The organism is Maribacter chungangensis, assembly GCF_042676845.1.
GTDB lineage: Bacteria > Bacteroidota > Bacteroidia > Flavobacteriales > Flavobacteriaceae > Maribacter > Maribacter chungangensis.
Genome location: NZ_JBHTHY010000002.1, coordinates 1 through 1,763, shown reverse-complemented (window position 1 = coordinate 1,763; position 1,763 = coordinate 1). Strand labels below are relative to the sequence as shown.

Below are 1,763 nucleotides of genomic sequence, written 5' to 3'. Positions count from 1 at the left end.
ACAAACCCCGGATCAGTCAACAAGTCATATAGCGCTAGCCTATCGGCGCGCCATATGCTTAGTTATTAGGCAACGTTTTTTATTCATACATTATGTTTTCCAGTTCACTTTTTTGTCCGTTGTAAATTTCAAAAAAGTCAGTTGGTTTTTCGGCTATCAGTTTAACCATTTGTTCGTGGTCGTGATTTAGTCGATAAACTTTTCCTTTTTTGTCCACTGCAATATAATTTCCATCCTCCATATCCAAAATAGTGTAGTAAAGCTTTTCGTCAAATTCGATTTCAAATGTGTCATCTATTTCCAAAAGTTCCATTTGTGCTTTACTCAATGACTTCAATATTTTTTCAGTAGTTTTTCGGTCAGGATTTTGAATTTTGAAATAATCAGCTTTTAGATTTCTTAACTCTATTGAATTAAAATCATAGTCTTTGTAAAATTTGGTCGGATTTTCAACAATGATATGCTGTAAATTTCCGTGAACAAAAGTCAAAGGTATTTCCACATACTCGTTTTTATTTTTGTGTTTAATGAATACTCCAGATAAATTAAAATGTTTTTCTCTTTCATTTTTGTATTTTATCTGAAAGTCATTACTATAACTATACATCACAGTAATTCCCTCGGGTTTTTGCCTAAATACAATCGAATAGTATGATGTTGGTTCCTTAACTATATTTTTATAGGATGAGAATTCTGAAGGCAATTTATCAGCTAATATCAATTGAAATCGCTTTATGTCTTTTTTCGATGTTTTAAAATTGAAAATGCTCATTTCTCAAATGTTGCCTAACGGCCCCTGTATAAAGCGGGCGGGGCGTTTTGGCTCTTGTCCGCTTCTTGTCGGCCGGTTGAGTTGTTTATAAATATACTTTAATTTCGGGATTTAGCCGCCACGCGTTGAGCTTTTAAAACGCCCCGTTCGCTTTATACCGTGTTCATGCCGGTTGGGCTCTTCCTATGGTGTTTCCCCTTGCCCTGGCTTTGTGTATTTGGGGCGTTTTACTCAGGGGCCGTTCAGGCCGATTGAATATCGTGTGAGCGTGAAATCCTTTTGGTTGTGTTTCGTGTTTTGACGGAATGCACCGCACCATTGTAAAGGGGGACTGTTCCCTCGGGTGTCCGATTTCATGGCGGAGCGATATGTCCTCCGGCAATCGGCCTGAACGTTAAATCTATGGCTAGTTACCTATTAGTGACTTAAAAAAATAAATAGACATGAAAACAAAAGAGCAAGAGTTAGTAATAAAATACAAAAAACTATTAGAATCAAACCCACCTACTCAAATATTCGCTGAAAAATGTGCTGAAATAGCAAAAGAATACCATACTCAGCAATTAGCTATAGATGTTGTTGTGAGTAGTGTTTTTACCATACATAGCACGGAGAACGATGAAATAATTAAAGTAGTGAGAACACCAGAGCAAGCACAAAAGGAAGTAAAAGAGTTTAAAGATGGCCATGCCTATGCAGATTTTTACTATCAAAAACAGGACTTAAAATAACATTACTTACAACGGTTCGGCTAAGCGTAGTGCGGAAGTAAGGAAACTTTTCGTTTCCGTCTGCGCACTAAGCTAAAGCTTTTGGTTTTGCTTTATTTTTTTCTTGTCTAAAGCTAAATCCCAAAGATTTAGCGACACAATAAATATACACATACCTTTCGGTTTTGCCCTAAAGTCCGCATTACGTTTAGGCATTGTTGAACTAATCCTCGTACCTCGGAAGCCTTTAATTGGTTTATAAAAGTACGTTATCTTACTGT

General features: G+C 36.6%; 3 protein-coding genes. 1 reads left to right on the top strand and 2 read right to left on the bottom strand.

Going from position 1 to position 1,763, the window contains the following annotated elements:
- Positions 1–79: 79 nt before the first annotated feature.
- Positions 80–772 carry a hypothetical protein gene (locus ACFQZJ_RS00040; protein WP_379931489.1) on the bottom strand — a complete coding sequence of 231 codons (693 nt, stop codon included), beginning with the start codon at positions 770–772 and terminating at the stop codon, positions 80–82.
- Positions 773–1,215: 443 nt separating this feature from the next.
- Between ACFQZJ_RS00040 and ACFQZJ_RS00035 the strand changes: the two genes are divergently transcribed.
- On the top strand, positions 1,216–1,503 hold the full coding sequence (locus ACFQZJ_RS00035) for a hypothetical protein (protein WP_379931487.1): 288 nt from the start codon (positions 1,216–1,218) through the stop codon (positions 1,501–1,503).
- 72 nt (positions 1,504–1,575) lie between these two features.
- Here the strand turns inward: ACFQZJ_RS00035 and ACFQZJ_RS00030 are convergent.
- Positions 1,576–1,763 (bottom strand): hypothetical protein (locus ACFQZJ_RS00030; RefSeq protein ID WP_379931486.1); only part of this gene is annotated, 188 nt, incomplete at its 5' end.